Annotated in this window: 13 protein-coding genes; 6 read left to right on the forward strand and 7 right to left on the reverse strand. The window is 69.3% G+C overall.

Annotated features, from left to right (window positions below; all coding sequences use genetic code 11):
• Positions 1-195: 195 nt before the first annotated feature.
• Positions 196-1,605 (reverse strand): DEAD/DEAH box helicase, encoded by a 1,410-nt coding sequence (locus ACSQ2F_RS05080; protein ID WP_436020434.1) that lies wholly within the window; start codon positions 1,603-1,605, stop codon positions 196-198.
• A gap of 390 nt (positions 1,606-1,995) precedes the next feature.
• Between ACSQ2F_RS05080 and ettA the strand changes: the two genes are divergently transcribed.
• Together ettA and ACSQ2F_RS05090 are read left to right on the forward strand one after the other, a co-directional pair.
• On the forward strand, positions 1,996-3,660 hold the full coding sequence (gene ettA, locus ACSQ2F_RS05085) for an energy-dependent translational throttle protein EttA (protein ID WP_436020436.1): 1,665 nt from the start codon (positions 1,996-1,998) through the stop codon (positions 3,658-3,660).
• Between the two features lie 132 nt (positions 3,661-3,792).
• Entirely contained in the window at positions 3,793-5,844 is a 2,052-nt protein-coding gene (locus ACSQ2F_RS05090) for a C1 family peptidase (protein ID WP_436020438.1), read from the forward strand.
• Here the strand turns inward: ACSQ2F_RS05090 and ACSQ2F_RS05095 are convergent.
• Positions 5,769-6,464 (reverse strand): winged helix-turn-helix transcriptional regulator, encoded by a 696-nt coding sequence (locus ACSQ2F_RS05095; protein ID WP_436020440.1) that lies wholly within the window; start codon positions 6,462-6,464, stop codon positions 5,769-5,771. The genes ACSQ2F_RS05090 and ACSQ2F_RS05095 overlap by 76 nt on opposite strands.
• A 56-nt stretch (positions 6,465-6,520) precedes the next feature.
• Entirely contained in the window at positions 6,521-7,033 is a 513-nt protein-coding gene (gene soxR, locus ACSQ2F_RS05100; protein ID WP_436020442.1) for a redox-sensitive transcriptional activator SoxR, read from the reverse strand.
• Between the two features lie 158 nt (positions 7,034-7,191).
• Here soxR and ACSQ2F_RS05105 point away from each other — a divergent pair, with 158 nt between their 5' ends.
• Positions 7,192-7,500, forward strand: a complete 309-nt coding sequence (locus ACSQ2F_RS05105; protein ID WP_436020444.1) for a hypothetical protein — start codon at positions 7,192-7,194, stop codon at positions 7,498-7,500.
• A 79-nt stretch (positions 7,501-7,579) separates the two neighbouring features.
• On the opposite strand, the gene ACSQ2F_RS05110 is transcribed toward ACSQ2F_RS05105, so the two are convergent.
• Both ACSQ2F_RS05110 and ACSQ2F_RS05115 read right to left on the reverse strand, forming a co-directional pair.
• On the reverse strand, positions 7,580-8,242 hold the full coding sequence (locus ACSQ2F_RS05110) for a tetratricopeptide repeat protein (RefSeq protein WP_436020446.1): 663 nt from the start codon (positions 8,240-8,242) through the stop codon (positions 7,580-7,582).
• Between the two features lie 126 nt (positions 8,243-8,368).
• On the reverse strand, positions 8,369-8,884 hold the full coding sequence (locus ACSQ2F_RS05115) for a hypothetical protein (RefSeq protein ID WP_436020448.1): 516 nt from the start codon (positions 8,882-8,884) through the stop codon (positions 8,369-8,371).
• Positions 8,885-9,035: 151 nt separating this feature from the next.
• Here ACSQ2F_RS05115 and ACSQ2F_RS05120 point away from each other — a divergent pair, with 151 nt between their 5' ends.
• The 3 genes from ACSQ2F_RS05120 (at position 9,036) to acuI (ending at position 12,552) form a co-directional block, all read left to right on the forward strand.
• On the forward strand, positions 9,036-9,671 hold the full coding sequence (locus ACSQ2F_RS05120; RefSeq protein ID WP_436026730.1) for a TetR/AcrR family transcriptional regulator: 636 nt from the start codon (positions 9,036-9,038) through the stop codon (positions 9,669-9,671).
• Between the two features lie 79 nt (positions 9,672-9,750).
• Positions 9,751-11,484, forward strand: coding sequence for a gamma-glutamyltransferase (ggt, locus tag ACSQ2F_RS05125; RefSeq protein ID WP_436020450.1), 1,734 nt, complete (start codon positions 9,751-9,753; stop codon positions 11,482-11,484).
• Positions 11,485-11,562: 78 nt separating this feature from the next.
• On the forward strand, positions 11,563-12,552 hold the full coding sequence (gene acuI / locus ACSQ2F_RS05130; RefSeq protein WP_436020452.1) for an acrylyl-CoA reductase (NADPH): 990 nt from the start codon (positions 11,563-11,565) through the stop codon (positions 12,550-12,552).
• A gap of 82 nt (positions 12,553-12,634) precedes the next feature.
• Here the strand turns inward: acuI and ACSQ2F_RS05135 are convergent, their stop codons facing one another.
• Complete coding sequence (locus tag ACSQ2F_RS05135) at positions 12,635-13,534, reverse strand: alpha/beta fold hydrolase (protein ID WP_436020454.1); 900 nt, start codon at positions 13,532-13,534, stop codon at positions 12,635-12,637.
• A 13-nt stretch (positions 13,535-13,547) separates the two neighbouring features.
• Positions 13,548-14,528 carry an NAD(P)H-dependent flavin oxidoreductase gene (locus ACSQ2F_RS05140; protein WP_436020456.1) on the reverse strand — a complete coding sequence of 327 codons (981 nt, stop codon included), beginning with the start codon at positions 14,526-14,528 and terminating at the stop codon, positions 13,548-13,550.
• Positions 14,529-14,609: the final 81 nt, after the last annotated feature.

The raw sequence follows: 14,609 nt of genomic DNA on the forward strand, positions 1-14,609 counted from the left end.
GAGGATCATGGACAGTCCCACCAAGAAGAAGGCGCTCCCGATGCCACCCACGGCCTGACCGCGCAACCATCACGGCGCGCGGGGCCGCGAACCAGGGTGTGACTCGAGGGCCGCCGACCCTTGCGGGGCGGCGGTTACGTCGGCGACAACGAATGAAGCGGGTTCGAGCGCCGCGGCTGAACCGGGCGCCGAGGTTCAGCGCTTGGGGGTGGACCCTGCAGGCCGCGATGCCGCCGGCTTGCCACCGTCGCGGCGGGGTTCCGAGCGCCCGCCGCCCGAGCGCCCGGCCGGCTGCGCATGGCGAGGAGCTGCAGGCCGGCCATCGCCGCGGCCACCATTGCCGCCGCGTCCACCACCACCGCCGCCACCGCCGCCGCCAGGACGGCCGCCGCGACCGCCGCGGCCGGCACCTTCGCCGATCACCATGCGGCCCAGCACGATGGGCTCGGGCTTCTCGTTGGGCGAGGGCTCGAAGCCCGGGACGATTTCCTTCGGAATCTCGCGCTTGATGAGCTTCTCGATGTCACGCAGGAAGCCGTTCTCGTCCACGCAGACCAGCGAGACCGCTTCGCCCTGCGCGCCTGCCCGGCCCGTGCGGCCGATGCGGTGCACGTAGTCTTCAGGGACGTTGGGCAGCTCGTAGTTGACGACGTGGGGCAGCTGGTCGATGTCGATGCCGCGGGCCGCGATGTCGGTGGCGACCAGCACCTGCAGTTCCCCGGTCTTGAACTCGGCCAGCGCCTTGGTGCGGGCGCTCTGGCTCTTGTTGCCGTGGATGGCCATGGCGCTGATGCCCTGCTTCTCCAGGTGCTCGACCAGGCGGTTGGCACCGTGCTTCATGCGCGTGAAGACCAGTACCTGGTGCCAGTCGTTCGACTTGATGAGGTGGCAGAGCAGGTCCTTCTTCATCTCGCGGCCCACGGGGTGGACCTTCTGCGCGATGGTTTCGGCCGTTGTGTTGCGGCGGGCCACTTCGACCAGCGCCGGCTTGTTCAGCAGGCGATCGGCAAGGGCCTTGATCTCGTCGCTGAAGGTGGCCGAGAAGAGCAGGCTCTGCTTCTTCGCCGGCAGCACGGCCAGGACCTTCTTGATGTCGTGGATGAAGCCCATGTCGAGCATGCGATCGGCTTCATCGAGGATGAAGATCTCGACGTGGCTCAGGTCGAGCGTGCCTTGCTGATGGTGGTCGAGCAGGCGGCCGGGGGTGGCGACGAGGATGTCCACGCCCTTGCGCAGCTTGTCGATCTGGGGCTGCATGCCGACGCCGCCGAACATCACCATGGAGGTCAGCTTGGCGTACTTGCCATAGGTGCGCACGCTTTCCTCGACCTGGGCCGCCAGTTCGCGGGTGGGGGTGAGGATGAGGGCGCGGATCGGCAGGCGGCCGCGGGCGTCGCGCACGGCGGGCTTCTGCATCAGGCGGTGCAGGGTCGGAAGGGTAAAGCCTGCGGTCTTGCCGGTGCCGGTCTGGGCACCGCCGAGCAGGTCGCCCCCGGCCAGGACGACGGGGATGGCCTGGGTCTGGATCGGGGTGGGCGTGGTGTAGCCGTATTCTTCAACGGCACGAAGCAAAGGCTCGGCAAGGCCGAGAGAAGCAAAAGACATGGAGGTCCATCAAGAATTCCGCCTGCCGCGTGAATGAGGACCTCGGTGAGAGGTACTGAGACAGGCAGAAGCTGGATTGAGCGGTGGTCGGGCCACAGGTTGCAAACGCCCGAACAGCGTAAGGGTTTGCGCTGATGATGATTCTACAGGGCAGCGCTACAAGCCCACCCCTTCGAATGCGTGGTGTATCGGGCGCTGTTCACTCGGGCTGCGCCGCGGGCGGGCTCCCTCGAAGCCTCGGTGCCCGCAAGGCCGTCATTCAGGGCGAAGCAAATGTCCGGGATAATGCGCGGTTTCCGGTTTTGATTTCGACCCCACGCGCGGCGCTTGCGGCCCGGCGCCCTGGACGGTCGTAGGTCCGGGGTCCATCTCACTTTTCCACGGTAAACCATGGCGCAATACGTTTTCACGATGAACCGCGTCGGCAAGATCGTCCCGCCGAAGCGTCAGATCCTCAAGAACATCTCCCTGAGCTTCTTCCCTGGCGCCAAGATCGGCGTGCTGGGTCTGAACGGCTCGGGCAAGAGCACCTTGCTGAAGATCATGGCCGGCATCGACAAGGACATCGAAGGCGAAGCCACGCCCATGCCCGACCTGAAGATCGGGTACCTGCCCCAGGAACCGGTGATGAACCCGGACCAGACGGTGCGCCAGGCGGTCGAGGAAGGCATCGGCGGCGCCCTCGCCGCGAAGAAGCGCCTGGAAGAGGTGTACGCCGAATATGCCGACGAGAACGCCGACTTCGACAAGCTGGCCGCCGAGCAGGCCGAACTGGAGGCCGTGATTGCCGCGGCCGGCAGCGAAAACAGCGACCTGCAGCTCGAGATCGCCGCCGACGCGCTGCGCCTGCCGCCGTGGGATGCCGTCGTCGGCAAGCTGTCGGGTGGTGAGAAGCGTCGCGTGGCACTCTGCCGCATGCTGCTGTCCAAGCCGGACATGCTGCTGCTCGACGAACCCACCAACCACCTGGACGCCGAATCCGTCGACTGGCTCGAGCAGTACCTTGCGCGCTTCCCCGGCACGGTGGTGGCCATCACCCACGATCGCTACTTCCTCGACAACGCGGCCGAGTGGATCCTCGAACTCGACCGCGGGTCCGGCATTCCGTACAAGGGCAACTACAGCACCTGGCTGGAGCAGAAGGAAGCCCGCCTCGAGCAGGAACAGAAGACCGAGGATGCCCGCACCAAGGCGATGAAGAAGGAACTGGAGTGGGTGCGCCAGAACCCGAAGGGTCGCCAGGCCAAGAGCAAGGCGCGTATCGCCCGATTCGAGGAACTGAGCGACTTCGAATACCAGAAGCGCAACGAGACCCAGGAAATCTTCATTCCCGTGGCCGACCGCCTGGGCCATGAAGTCATCGAGTTCGAGAACGTCAGCAAGAGCTTCGGCGACCGCGTCCTCATCGACGACCTGAGCTTCAAGATCCCCGCCGGTGCCATCGTCGGCATCATCGGCCCGAACGGCGCGGGCAAGTCCACGCTCTTCCGCATGATCGCCGGCAAGGAAGCGCCGGACAGCGGCACCGTGAAGATCGGGCCGACGGTCAAGATGGCGTTCGTCGAGCAGAGCCGCGAGGCGCTCGAGGGCGACAAGACCGTCTGGCAGGACGTCTCCGGCGGCCTCGACAACCTCACCGTCGGCAAGTTCGTGATGCCTTCGCGCGCCTACCTCGGCCGCTTCAACTTCAAGGGCAACGACCAGCAGAAGCTCGTCGGCAACCTGTCCGGTGGTGAGCGCGGCCGTTTGCACCTGGCCAAGACGCTGATCGCGGGTGGCAACGTGCTGCTGCTTGACGAACCGTCCAACGACCTGGACGTCGAAACCCTGCGCGCGCTGGAAGATGCGCTTCTGGAGTTCGCCGGCTCGCTGCTCGTGATCAGCCACGATCGGTGGTTCCTCGACCGCATCGCCACGCACATCCTGGCCGCCGAGGGCGACTCCAAGTGGGTCTTCTTCGATGGCAACTACCAGGAATACGAGGCGGACAAGCGCCGCCGTCTGGGCGAGGAAGGTGCGAAGCCCAAGCGCCTGCGTTTCAAGGCACTGAAGTAAACCGCCAGGGAGCGTCGAGGTCGATGCAGCGCGTGATGCGCTGCACGACATCCTCCCAACGGGTGGGTTGACGGGGCTGGTGGGGGACGCGGACGATGCAATGCTCCACTCGCATCTCCGCCAGAGGTTCCCATGGCCACAGCCTCCAAGAAGCGCAGCACGCCTCGCGTCACCCGCCCGACCGCCGACCCGGTCGAGGACACCCGCTTCCTGCGCAAGGCGCGTCCCGACGCGCTCGACTACCGCGACCGACCGTTCCGACCCAACGTCGGCCGGGCGCCGGCGCCCTCACTCTTTCCCGCCGAAGGCCTGCGGGTCCGCCACCAGGGCAACACCAACGCCTGCACCGGCTTCGGCCTGTCGCTCGTCGTCGAGCACCTGCTGCGCTCCGCCGGACGGGAGAGCGATCCCTGCATCTCGCCGTACATGCTGTACTCGATGGCCCGTCGCTACGACGAGTTCCCGGGCTCGGTGGAGGACGAAGGCTCGAGCACCCGCGGCGCGCTGAAGGGCTGGTTCAAGCACGGCGCCTGCCTCGAGCGGCTGTTCCCCGCGCTCGACATGCCGGCGGCCAGCAACACGCTGAAGGACGACTGGTGGGCCGATGCGGTGCAGCGTCCGTTGGGCGCGTACTACCGGATCGACCCCAAGGCGATCACCGACATGCACGCCGCCCTGAACGAAGTGGGCATCCTGTTCGTCAGTGCCGGCTGTCACGCGGGCTGGGACGAAGGTGTGGACGTCAAGCCGCGTCGGCGGCGGCCGAGCTCGTTCAAGGACGTCTGGGTCATTCCGGTCCGGGGCGGGCAGGCGGCGCACGCGGGACATGCCTTCGCCATCGTCGGGTACAACGACGAGGGCTTCCTGATCCAGAACTCATGGGGCACCGATTGGGGCTCCTACGGGTACGCGGTGCTGACCTACGAGGACTGGCTGCGCAACGCGATGGACTGCTGGGTGGCCCAGCTGGGCGTGGTGACGCGCGAGCACACCGCCATCTCCCGCTCGATCACGCTGCGTACCGACGCAGCCGGGCAGGTCGCGCTGGCGGCCAACCTGGTGCTGCGCAATCGCGAGCTGTCTCCCTTCATCGTCAACATGGGCAACAACGGCGCGCTGAGCAACAGCGGCGTGTTCCGCACCAAGCCCGACGACGTCCGCGCGATCGTCGATGTCCACCTGGCCGAGGCGCGCAAGCGCTGGAAACTGGAGGATGACGTGGTCGACGTGTGCATCTTCGCGCATGGCGGCCTGGTCGGCGAGTCGGCGGCCGCGGACGTCGCTGCCCAGTGGATTCCGCTGCTGTACGACCACCACATCTTTCCCGTCTTCCTGATGTGGGAGACCGACTTCTTCTCCACCGCGCTCGGTTGCCTGGAAGATGCCATCAAGGGCATCCCGCGCAGCGCCGGCTTCGGTCTCGAACAGTGGTGGAACGAACGTTTGGAGCGGCTGATGGCCCGCCCCGGCACCATCATCTGGGGCGAGATGAAGCAGAACGCCGACGCCTTGAGCGCCTACCGTCCGGACGTGGCCGACGACGAACAGGCGGGCGGCGTGCTGCTCTACCGGCACTTCAAGCACGGCGTCGCCAACAAGAAGGTGCGCATGCATTTCGTCGGCCACTCGGCCGGCAGCATCGTGGCCAGCTTCATGATCGACCGCCTGGCCGACGAGGGCATGCGCTTCGAGTCGGTGAGTTTCATGGCGCCTGCGGTGACGGTCGAGACGTTCGACCGACGTGTGCGGCCGCACCTCGCATCAGGCGTGGTGGACCGCTACCAGCAGTTCCACCTCACCGACCGGGCCGAGGAGGACGACAGCACCTGCGGCCCGTATCGCCGTTCGCTGCTGTACCTCGTGAGCCAGTCGTTCGAGGGGGGCCTGAAGACGCCGATCCTCGGCATGCAGAAGTACTTCGATGCGCTGGAGGCGGACGTGCCGCGCACGCAGGTATGGGTGGCGCCGGGCCCGGTGAGCGCCAGCACGAGCCATGGCGGCTTCGACAACGATCCGGGGACCCAGCAGCAGATCGTCGACTTCATCCTCGGCGGCGCGCAACGGCCGGGCCGGCCCGCGGCCGGCGTCAAACCCCGCCGCGCCGCCGCTCAGGCGGCTGCGGAGGCGGCGACGGCGTCGAGCGCCGGGGCGCGCTCCGGAAGGGTGAAGAGCCCGAGGAACTGACGCACCGCCGCCTTGTTGCCCTGGACCACCTGCAGTTGACCGGTGCGCACGGCTTCAGCGAAGCTGGCGCCGTCGTACGCAATGCCGGCCAGGGTGCCCGGGTCGGCGGCCACGACGGCATCCGGGTCCCGCGCCTGCCCGCGCACGAGCGTGAGCGTGCCGTCGGCCACCGTCGCACGGAAGCGGTGCTCGGCGAGGTGCAATTCAAGCGTGACATCGACGCCCCGGGCTGCAATCGGGTCGAACATGGTGCGGAACGACAGCACGAGGGAGTCGATGCTGAGCGGCGCGTGTCGGGGCATGGTGGGGGAGCGGGCGCCCCATCGGCCCAGCGCACAGATGACCGGCTCCAGCTCCAGCCCCCAGTCGGTGAGCTCGTAGACCCATGTGCCCGCCGGAGGCAGCAGGCGCACGCGACGAACGATGGAGGCTTGTTCGAGTTCGGTCAGTCGCTGGGACAGCACGTTGGGGCTGATCTCCGGCAACCCGGCGCGCAGGTCGGTGAAGCGCTTGGGACCGAGCAGCAACTCGCGCACCACGAGCAGCGCCCAGCGCTCGCCCACCAGGTTGAGTGCATGCGCGCCAGCGCATCCGTCGTTGTACTTGCGTGTCATCACCATGGTGGACATTCTAGGGCGGCGGTTGTAGAGTCGATCCTCGCAGTTGTTGTTTAGGATCAAGCTTTCGCCACAAGTTCCGTGGTGGTCGACCGGGTGCAGGGCATGGCACAGGCGGCCTCGAGGTAGTGAGGGCCTGCCCCGCGATCGGACAATTCGTCGCCCGGATTGCGCAGCGGGCAGGCGCTCACCGACAGGCAGCCGCAGCCGATGCAGCCGTCGAGCTGGTCACGCAGTCGGGTCAGCTGGTCGATGCGTCCGGTCAGCTCGGCTCGCCAGCGTGCCGACAGGCGCGCCCAGTCCTCGGCCGTTGGCGTGCGGCCTTCCGGGAGGGCGGCGAGCGCTTCTCCGATCGCCGCGAGCGGAACGCCCACCCGCTGCGCGACCTTGATCACCGCGACGCGTCGCAGCACGTCGCGTGCGTACCGCCGTTGGTTGCCGCTGTTGCGGTGGCTGCGGATCAGGCCCCTGGACTCCCAGAAGTGCAGGGCCGACACCGCCACCCCGCTGCGGGTGGCCACCTCGCCGACGGTCAGTGACCGGCCGATGTCAGCGGGAGAAATTCTGGGCATGCAGGCTCCTTGACCTCAAGTGAAGTTGAGGTTTTAGGCTGCCAACCATCGAATTGCAAGGGGGCGAGATGGCGAACGAGCGGGAGTCGGACCTGGTGCGTGCTGCGGCCGATCGGGTGAGGGGGGCGATGGCGGGAATCACGACACCATGGGACGAGGTGAAAGTGCAGTTCCGGGCCGCAGACAGCTACTTCAGCACAAGCGTGGATTGCACGATCGCCGGTGAGACGCGGCCGCTCGATGCGCTGCACCACCGTGCGTTGTTCGTGTGGCTGCAGGACCTGGGACGGCGCTTGCGCATCGCGCCCGGCCACTCGGTCACGGCGTTCACCGCCTGTGAGCTGCTCGTGAGCGCGTCAGGCGGACACCGGTTGCGCCTGTTGCCGGACCTGCCGGATGACGCAGGGTCGAGAGCTCCCGAACTGCCGATCTCGCGCCCTTCGGAAGTCGCCGACGCGCCGGTGTGAAGCGCCGAGGTCGTCTCGGCGTGGCGCCCTGGTCGACGCGATGCGAGCGTCTCAAGGCGGTGGCACGCCGGCCCGGCCTTCAAGGGCGTGTCGACACCCCTACGAGCCCGTGAGCCGCGCGCGGAGACTGGCGCAGGGCTTCGTCGAGATCGGCCTGACCGGCCGCATCGCCTGCCTGCAGACGGGCAGCCCCTCGACCGTAAAGCGCCGGCATGTGTGACGGCTCGGCGGCCAGCGCCCGCTCGAAGGACGTGGCGGCCTCGCGATGCCGACCCAGCACCAGCAGCGCCTGGCCAAGGGCCGTATGGGTCGCGGCATCATGACCGGGACTGAGCAGCGCGTACTGACAGTGCTTGAGTCCTGCATCGCTGCGCTCCGATGCCACCTGAACGACGCAGCGCGTGGTGCGCGCCGCGGGATCGTTGGGGCCGAACAGCAAGGCGCGATCGGCGTCTGCGAGTGCCTGTGCCGGCCGGCCGGCACGCAGGTGCAGCCAGGCCCGATCGACACGAGCCTGGACATGCGTGGGCTGCAGGTGCAGCGCGCCGTCGAGTTCGCGCAGTGCGGCGTCGGCCTGGCCCGCCTGATCGAGTTCGCGGGCGCGGGCTGCGAGCCGGTCGGCCGCGGCTGCGATGTCGCCGGCCGACGCGCCGGGCCCGGGAGAATCGGGATCGGCCGGGCGGGAAGCGCAGGCCACGAGCAGGACGGCCAGGGTGACGCTGGCCAGGGTGAGGGGCTTCATGGCATCGCCTCCACGGCGCGGTGGACTACCGCCGTGCAAGTCTCGCGCTGCGTGTCGCGATTCGATATCCCCCGATTGAAGTGGTACCGGTCCCGCCGGTGCCACACGCCCGTCATCAACGACTGATCACGTGAGGGTGCGTACGGCCTCGGCCAAGTCGGTCGCCTGCTCGACCGGCAGGCGCGGGATGTTGCGGGGCGGGGCGAGTGGCGTTCGCACGGCGGCCTGTGCCGCCTTGGCCGCGGCTTCGGCGGCGGCCTGCGCGGCGACGGCGGCACGGCGGGTGGCCGGCAACGTCGGCTGCGGTGGCAGGGGCAGGGCTTCCCAGCGGTCCCAGGCCGCCTGGCGATCCTCGGGCGGCGTGATGGGGAGCTCCTCCACGATCTCGCCCACCGAATCGGCGATCAGCACGCGATGGGACCGGGTGTTGGCCGCCACGGCGCGGCCGAACTTGCGCAGCAAGGTGAGGTCGCTGTGCCACACGCGGCCCTCATGGCGCAGGCGGCCCTCGCTGTCGCGCACGATCTCCACGACCCGGTAGATGGGCCGATCGTCGCTGTCCACGCTGGCCGACAGCGGGCGAAAGCCGGTGGTCACGGTGCGGCTGCGTTCGGCGCCGGTCAGGGTGGGGCGTTCTGGCACGGGAACTCCTGCATAACTCGTCGACCAGTCTATCGACGCGCGTGCGGCGGAACTGAGCGGCGTGCCGGACCCGGACCGCCGGCGCGTGCAATAGCACCGGTGATCGCGGGATAATGGACGCCGTCCACATGGAGCGACGATGACGGGGAAGATGAGCAGGGTGGTCGCGGCCAGAAGCACGTACCGGCACGGAGACCTGCGCCGCGCGCTGCTGGAAGCCGGCATCGCCCTGGCGCGCGAGGGCGGGCCGGAGGCCGTCGTGCTGCGCGAGGCGACGCGACGCGCCGGCGTGGTGCCCAATGCGGCGTACCGCCATTTCGCAAGTCGCCAGGACCTGCTCGACGCGGTTCGCGCAGCGGCCCTGGCCGAGCTGGCGCAGGCCATGGAAGTGGAATGCGCTCGGGCGCCCACCGGAGGCACGCCCGCCGATGCCGCACGGGCCGGGTTGCGAGCGGTCGGCGCCGGCTATCTGCGTTTTGCCCATGAGCAGACCGGGCTCTTCCGGACCACCTTCCCGTTTCCGGCCGACGTGCAGGGCGACGTCGATCCGGCCAAGGCGGGTCCGGGCGGCTTGAACCCGTTCCAGCTGCTGGGCGCTGCACTCGACCGCATGGTCGAGGCGGGCGTGCTCCCGCCGCCCCGGCGAACCGGTGCCGAGTTCCTTGCGTGGGCGGCAGTCCATGGCCTGGCGATGCTGGCCATCGAGGGGCCGCTGCGCCACCTGCCGGAGGCCTGGGTCAGCGCGCTTGGCGAGCGGCTGCTGGCGATGGTCGAGCAGGGGCTCTGAACCCTTGAGCGGTGCGGCCTTTGCGCTGGGGCGCCGGTGCCGCCCTAAGATCCGGGCCACTGCAACGCAAGGAGCTTCCATGTCCCTCCGTCCCTTCCGGCCGCTGAGCCGCTGGCTGGTTTGCGCGTTCGTCGCACTGCAGGTGCCGGTCGCTGGTGCGGCATCGGTTGCGCCCGTCGCCTCCGACGACGGCATGGTCGTCACGGCCCAGCACCTGGCCACGCGGGTGGGGGCCGACGTGCTGGCCAGCGGCGGCAACGCGGTCGATGCGGCGGTGGCCGTGGGCTACGCCCTCGCGGTGGTGTACCCGGCAGCGGGCAACCTGGGCGGCGGCGGCTTCATGACGCTGCACCTGGCGGACGGCCGCCAGACCTTCATCGACTTCCGCGAGAAGGCGCCGCTTGCCGCGACGGCCGACATGTACCTCGGTGCCGACGGCAACGTGGTGAAAGGTCGCAGCACGGTGGGCCACCTGGCCGTCGCCGTGCCCGGCACGGTCGCCGGCCTCGAACTCGCGCTCTCACGCTACGGCACGCAACCCCGCGCGCGGCTCATCGCGCCGGCGATTCGCCTGGCCGAGCGCGGCTTCGTGCTCGAATCGGGCGACGCTCGGATGTTCGAGGTCGTGGGCGACAGCCTGCGCCAGGACCCGGCCACCGCGGCCATCTTCACCCGCCAGGGCGACCCGTGGCGGGCCGGAGACCGCCTCGTCCAGAAGGACCTTGCCGCCACCTTGCGTCGCATCTCCGCGCGAGGTGCCGACGGCTTCTATCGCGGCCCCACCGCGCGGGCGTTGGCCGCGGCGAGCGAAGCCGGGGGCGGACTGATCCGCGAGGCCGACCTGCGTGCGTACGAGGCGCGGGAGCGCACCCCGGTCGGCTGCGACTACCGCGGCTACCGCATCGTCTCGGCGCCGCCGCCAAGCTCCGGCGGCGTGGTGGTGTGCGAGATCCTCAACATCCTGGAGGGCTACCCCCTCAAGGATCTCGGCTTTCGTGCCGCGCAGTCGGTGCACTACCAGATCGAGGCCATGCGCCATGCGTACATGGACCGCAACAGCTACCTCGGTGACCCGGACTTCGTGACCAATCCGCTCGAGCGGCTGCTCGACAAGGCGTATGCGGCCCGGATCCGAGAGGTCATCGACCCGGCACGCGCCGGCGTGTCGAGCGAGATCCGCCCGGGCACCGCTCCCCACGAAGGCAGCAACACCACCCACTATTCCATCGCCGACCGGTTCGGCAATGCGGTGGCGGTGACCTACACACTGAACGAGTGGTTCGGTGCCAAGGTCACGGCCGGCGGCACCGGCGTGCTGCTCAACAACGAGATGGACGACTTCACCGCAAAGCGCGGCGTGCCCAATGCGTACGGCCTCGTGCAGGGAGATGCGAACGCGATTGCCCCGGGCAAGCGGCCGTTGAGCTCCATGAGCCCGACCATCCTCACGCGCGACGGCAAGCCGGTCATGGTGGTGGGGACGCCGGGAGGCAGCCGCATCATCACCACCGTCGTGCACACGATCCTCAACGTGGTCGACTACGGCATGGACATCCAGGAAGCCGTCGACGCGCCGCGCTTTCACCAGCAGTGGCTGCCCGACCTGACGAACGTCGAACCACGCGCCTTCAGCCCCGACACCCAGCGCCTGCTCGAAGGCATGGGCCATCGCTTCGGCAAGCCCCAGGAAGCCAATCACATCGCGGCCATCCTGATCGGCGGACCGTCGCTCGCGCCGCCGCCCGCCGGCACGCCCCGCTTTCACGGCGCCAACGATCCGCGCCGCGGCACCGGTCTCGCCAAGGGACCGTGACGGCGGCCGTCGCCCAGGCGACCCGGTGGCGGGATGGCGTGCGGTACAAATGCGGCATCCAAGTCCCGGAGTGTTCCCATGTTCAAGGCCCTCGTGCTCGAGAAGAATCCCGACTTCCACGCCGGCGTGCGGGACGTGGACGAGAGCTTCCTCCCGGTGTTCCCCGAGGGCGGCGGCGTCACCGTGGCCATCGACCACTCCACCCTCAACTACAAGGACGGCTTGGCCATCACCAACCGTTCGCCGGTGGTGCGCAACTGGCCGATGGTGGCCGGCATCGACGGCGCCGGCGTGGTCCTGGCCAGCGAGCACCCGCGCTGGGCCGTCGGTGACCGCGTCGTTCTCAACGGCTTCGGCGTGGGCGAAACCCACAAGGGCTGCCTGGCCGCCCGCGCCCGCCTGCATGGCGACTGGCTGGTCCGCCTGCCCGAGGCCTTCAGCACCCGGCAGGCCATGGCCGTCGGCACGGCCGGCTACACCGCGATGCTGTGCGTGATGGCGCTCGAGCGCCACGGCGCGCTGGCGTCAGCCGCGAACGTGCTGGTCACGGGTGCCACGGGCGGCGTGGGCTCCGTGGCCGTCGCGCTGCTGGCACGCCTGGGTCATCGGGTCACCGCGGCCACCGGCAAGGCGGACGAAGCCGCCTACCTGCGCAGCCTGGGTGCCGCCGAGGTGATCGACCGCGCGGAGCTGTCGGCTCCGGGCAAGCCGCTGCAGAAGGAACGCTGGGACGCGGTCGTCGATGCCGTGGGCAGCCACACCCTCGCCAACGCGTGTGCGCAAACCCGCTATGGCGGCGCCGTGGCCGCCTGCGGCCTGGCCCAAGGGCACGACCTGCCTGCCACGGTCATGCCGTTCATCCTGCGAGGCGTTGCCCTGCTGGGCGTGGACAGCGTGATGGCACCCCTCGCCCGGCGAGAGGAGGCCTGGGCTCGCCTGGCCCGGGACCTCGACCCGACTCGCCTCGACACCCTCACGACGGAGATCGGGCTGGACGAAGCCATTCCGGCCGCCGTGCGCTTGATGGAGGGAGCCGTCCGCGGCCGGGTCGTCGTGCGCACCGTGTGAGCGTCGCCGGCGACCGCAGGGTCGCGTCGCTGGCGACCTGTTCGCCAGGTGGCCGCGCGCCCGGCGCGGGACACCGCCCGCTTCAGTCCCCGAGGAAGGCGGCGAGCGCGTCGGCCACCCGATCGGGCACTTCCTCCGGGATGAAATGCCCGGCCGGCAATGCCTCGCCGCGAACGGCTCGACTGCACTGCGCCTGCCACAGCGCCATCGGGTCGAACAGGCGGTGCACGACGCCGCGCTCGCCCCACAGCAGCAAGAGCTCGCAGGCGATCTTCTCGCCGGCCGCTCGCGACGCGCGATCGTGCACCAGGTCGATCCCGGCGCTGGCGCGGTAGTCCTCGCAGGTGGCGTGGATGGCCGCCGGATCGGCGAAGCACCGCTCGAAGTCGGCCAGCGCCTGCGGTTCCACATGGGCCAGGCCGCCCGCACCCCAGCCACCCAGCTTCCAGTGCAGGTAGCCGAGCGGGTCGCCGCCGATCATCCGCTCGGGCAGTGGCTCGGGCTGGATGAGGTGGAACCAGTGGTAGTAGGCCCGCGCGAAGGCCATGTCGGTCGCTTCGTACATGTCGAGCGTGGGCGCGATGTCGACCAGGGCGAGTGCCTGCACGGCCGCCGGATGGTCCAGCGCCAGGCGGTGGGCCACGCGGCCACCGCGGTCATGGCCGCATACGGCGAAGCGCGCATGGCCGAGTGATCGCATGAGCTCGACCATGTCCTGCGCCATCGCCCGCTTGCTGTACTGCGCGTGGTCGGCCCCGCCCTCGGGCTTGGAGGAGTCGCCATAGCCACGCAAGTCGGGCATGACGAGACGGTACCGGTCGGCGAGCCGCCGCGCCACGCGGTGCCAGATGGCGTGCGTCTGCGGAAAGCCGTGCAGCAGCAACAGGGGCGGGCCGTCGGCCCGGCCCCCGACGCGGGAAAAGATGTGCTGCCCGTTGACCGCGTGGGTGGCGGCCTTGAACCCGTCGAACCAGCCGTGCATGGCGCCTCTCGCTTCAAGCGGCCGCGAGGGCGGTCCGCGCGTCGAGTGCGCGCCGCGCTGCCAGGTACTCCTCGCGCAGGCGCTCCACGAGCTGTGCGGCCGGCGGCACGTCGCGCAGCACGCCGATGCCCTGGCCGCAGCCCCAGATCTCCTTCCAGGCCTTGGGCTTGTCACGGCCGGAGCCGAAGTCCATCGTCGACACGTCGCCCTCCGGCAGGTTCTCGGGGTCCATGCCGGCGGCCACGATCGACGGCTTGAGGTAGTTGCCGTGCACGCCGGTGAAGAGGTTGGTGTGCACGATGTCCTTCGCGCTGGAGGCGGTGATCATCTGCTTGTAGCCCTCGACCGCATTGGCCTCCTGCGTCGCGATGAAGGCCGAGCCCATGTACGCGAGGTCCGCCCCCATGGCCAGTGCGCCGAGGATGGCGGGTCCGGAGGCAATGGCGCCCGACAGCAGCAGCGGCCCGTCGAACCACTGCCGGATCTCCTGCACCAGGGCGAAGGGCGACTGCGTCCCGGCATGGCCGCCCGCACCCGCGGCCACGGCAATGAGGCCGTCGGCGCCCTTGTCGATCGCCTTGTGCGCGAAGGTGTTGTCGATCACGTCGTGCAGTACGATGCCGCCATAGCTGTGGACCGCCTCGTTCACTTCCGGTCGCGCACCCAGTGAGGTGATGACGATGGGCACCTTGTACTTCACGCACAACGCGAGGTCGTGCTGGAGACGGTCGTTGGAACGGTGGACGATCTGGTTGACGGCGAAGGGTGCCGACGGACGGTCCGGATGCAGCCGGTCATGCTCGGCCAGTTCACGGGTGATGCGTTCGAGCCAGACCTCGAGTTCCGCGGCCGGGCGGGCATTGAGTGCCGGGAAGGACCCGACGATGCCGGCCTTGCACTGCGCGATGACGAGGTCGGGGCCCGAAATGATGAAGAGCGGCGAGGCGACGACCGGCAGGCGCAGGCGTTCGGAGAGGATGGGCGGCAGGGACATGCGAGGGCTCCAGGAATCGGGGGAACGTGATGATGGGTTGAAGGGCCGGGGCAGTCTGCCTGCGGGCCGGTCGAGACGACG

Source organism: Rhizobacter sp. LjRoot28, assembly GCF_964253025.1.
Classification (GTDB): Bacteria; Pseudomonadota; Gammaproteobacteria; order Burkholderiales; family Burkholderiaceae_C; genus Rhizobacter.

Coding starts and splice junctions, on each gene's coding strand:
- ettA (WP_436020436.1), top strand. CDS start 1,996: ATGGCGCAATACGTTTTCACGATGAACCGCGTCGGCAAGATCGTCCCG.
- ACSQ2F_RS05090 (WP_436020438.1), top strand. CDS start 3,793: ATGGCCACAGCCTCCAAGAAGCGCAGCACGCCTCGCGTCACCCGCCCG.
- ggt (WP_436020450.1), top strand. CDS start 9,751: ATGTCCCTCCGTCCCTTCCGGCCGCTGAGCCGCTGGCTGGTTTGCGCG.
- ACSQ2F_RS05140 (WP_436020456.1), bottom strand. CDS start 14,528: ATGTCCCTGCCGCCCATCCTCTCCGAACGCCTGCGCCTGCCGGTCGTC.
- ACSQ2F_RS05095 (WP_436020440.1), bottom strand. CDS start 6,464: ATGGTGATGACACGCAAGTACAACGACGGATGCGCTGGCGCGCATGCA.
- soxR (WP_436020442.1), bottom strand. CDS start 7,033: ATGCCCAGAATTTCTCCCGCTGACATCGGCCGGTCACTGACCGTCGGC.
- acuI (WP_436020452.1), top strand. CDS start 11,563: ATGTTCAAGGCCCTCGTGCTCGAGAAGAATCCCGACTTCCACGCCGGC.
- ACSQ2F_RS05080 (WP_436020434.1), bottom strand. CDS start 1,605: ATGTCTTTTGCTTCTCTCGGCCTTGCCGAGCCTTTGCTTCGTGCCGTT.
- ACSQ2F_RS05120 (WP_436026730.1), top strand. CDS start 9,036: ATGAGCAGGGTGGTCGCGGCCAGAAGCACGTACCGGCACGGAGACCTG.
- ACSQ2F_RS05135 (WP_436020454.1), bottom strand. CDS start 13,534: ATGCACGGCTGGTTCGACGGGTTCAAGGCCGCCACCCACGCGGTCAAC.
- ACSQ2F_RS05110 (WP_436020446.1), bottom strand. CDS start 8,242: ATGAAGCCCCTCACCCTGGCCAGCGTCACCCTGGCCGTCCTGCTCGTG.